This window comes from Arsenophonus endosymbiont of Bemisia tabaci Q2 (genome assembly GCF_902713415.1).
GTDB lineage: Bacteria > Pseudomonadota > Gammaproteobacteria > Enterobacterales > Enterobacteriaceae > Arsenophonus.
This window is the reverse complement of the sequence record NZ_CACTIE010000265.1, coordinates 1-2,083: the sequence shown is the minus strand read 5'-3', so window position 1 is coordinate 2,083 and position 2,083 is coordinate 1. Positions and strand designations below refer to the sequence as shown.

At 31.6% G+C, this 2,083-nt stretch carries 2 protein-coding genes and 1 pseudogene; all 3 read right to left on the bottom strand.

The annotated features are described in order from the left end of the window. Nucleotides 1-519 (bottom strand): annotated as a pseudogene (locus tag ARSQ2_RS15310) (dehydroquinate synthase/iron-containing alcohol dehydrogenase family protein); the annotation flags it as partial. 176 nt (nucleotides 520-695) lie between these two features. Beyond that, complete coding sequence (locus ARSQ2_RS13930) at nucleotides 696-1,079, bottom strand: iron-containing alcohol dehydrogenase (RefSeq protein ID WP_181995320.1); 384 nt, start codon at nucleotides 1,077-1,079, stop codon at nucleotides 696-698. Nucleotides 1,080-1,461: 382 nt separating this feature from the next. Next, nucleotides 1,462-1,587: an AcrZ family multidrug efflux pump-associated protein gene (locus ARSQ2_RS11010; protein ID WP_181995319.1), complete on the bottom strand. Its 126-nt coding sequence runs from the start codon at nucleotides 1,585-1,587 to the stop codon at nucleotides 1,462-1,464. Nucleotides 1,588-2,083: the final 496 nt, after the last annotated feature.

Here is a 2,083-nt window from a genome sequence, read left to right as displayed (position 1 = left end):
CCGAAATTGCTTCGCTGTTTCTCGGATACTCAACCCTTCTTCTTCCATCGTAAATATCACTTTACTTCTAAAATCAATTGAATAGCTCATATAAATAATATCATCAAAATTAAGTCGTTTAACTATACAAGCTTCTGCACCACGTTGATCGGTCATATGAGCAACCCTAATACCCATTGCCCCAGCAATATTTTTTAACTTTTTTGCTACTATCTTTAGATTAAAAGCTTGCACTTGAGGCAACAAAAGGGTATTGCAAATTGTTAACGGTTGATGATAAAAATGCCTCACTTCTCAGGTGAAGGTTTGTACATATCCCTGTGAAGCATTATTAAAAGCCATCCCGGTCAGAAACTTCGCATAAGCAACACTTTCGTGCGCCTGTAGATCTAATGAATCATTAACCGCTCGACGTAAAGCATTACTCAATATTTTTATCGCACTTAGAGCACATGCATCGGTAACAGGATTAACTGGGGTTGAAACATAAGCCTCAATTGCATAGGTTAAAGAGTTCATGCCTAATGCAGCAATAAATTCACTTGATAAACCTAGCATTAACTCTGGCTCAGTCACTGAAAGTAATGGGGTAATACGTGATCCGGCAATAGCCAAATTGATTAACTCATTTTTAGTTTGATCAAGGAATGGATTAAAATTATCGATATTTGAGGCGGAAGTTGTATTGATAGTAATTAAAGGCGATGGTTTTTAATATTATCACTAATAAAAATGGCGTGATGAGATTGTAAATAAATCATTGCCTTAGCATAATCATAGGCTGCCTCTTCAGCAATTGAAACAATACAATCAATCTGCTCATGTTGATAACAATCGATCGACTGCTTTACGATCTCTAACGATGACAGCAATTTAGCATCAGTAAAAAGATGACTTTTAATCTTATTATGTAAAAAAGCTCTGGTGACTTTTTCAACCAAACCATTTTTCATTAAAAAAGGATCAGTCACAATAAGCACTTGCTGATAACCATAATCGTTCATTAAATTTACTACATCGACTAAACACCCCCGGCCAATTTTATTAATAGTAGGAATGCAAAAAGTTGATGGCGGCATAGTAATTATCCTTAAGCTAAATAAAATAAAATAAAATAAAATAAAATAAATAAACTTATCGTGATATCTAATGACAACCAAGCTATTTTTTCACAGTTAGCAATAAAAATCGCTTTATCAATCACTTGGTCAATTTATAGTTTTATAGTTTATTTATACTTTTAAACTTAAAAGGATTATTTTATTTAATATTTTGGCATCTTTACGACATTAAATAGAGTATTAAGCTTATTCTCGATCAAATAATAAACAGAAAAGAATAGAGAACGGTGAGATAATTGAGGCATTTGTTATGTCTATATTAAATATGTCATTTCAGATTAAAAATAAATAATAAAGCGCCTGAAAAATGTTGGCTAACTATCAAGAGAAGATAAACGAATTAATGTTGTTTCTTTGAATGACGGAACTGTGCCTTCGACAATATGTTAAAAAGATCGCCAATGCCATAAATTAATAACATAATGCCGCCCATCATGATAGGCACCATACACAGTGAAAAAAGCATATTTTTAAAATTTCTAAGATTGAGAGCCTCAGCAAAATAATGATTTATTCAATTACGTAAAATATGAACATAACTAAAAATAGTAACCTTATAAGTTAGATTATTCTATTTATTTTCTCTTTTGAAGGCTAGCACTAGATGTTTTCATTTTTTTACACCAATAATACGGTTAGTGACAGATATTACTATATTTTAACAATACTAATTCTCTATCAGCAGATATTTCTTAGAAACAATCAACAAGCCTTCATTTTATTCTCACTATTTGATATAATAAACAGCAATAACACAATAAATTAATTAACCGTGTTTAGCCTAATAAGGCTGTTTTTATGGATATTTTCTTAACGCTAAAACGTCATGATCGCCTATAGTTAGGCGACTTAATTTTGATGACATTTATATGAGCTATTCAATTGATTTTAGACGTAAAGTGATATTTACGATGGAAGAAGAAGGGTTGAGTATCCGAGAAACAGCGAAGCAATTTCGGATT

What these genes read in the sequence shown, in the direction of transcription:
- ARSQ2_RS13930 (WP_181995320.1), bottom strand. Translation starts at nt 1,079, where the DNA reads ATGCCGCCATCAACTTTTTGCATTCCTACTATTAATAAAATTGGCCGG.
- ARSQ2_RS11010 (WP_181995319.1), bottom strand. Translation starts at nt 1,587, where the DNA reads ATGCTTTTTTCACTGTGTATGGTGCCTATCATGATGGGCGGCATTATG.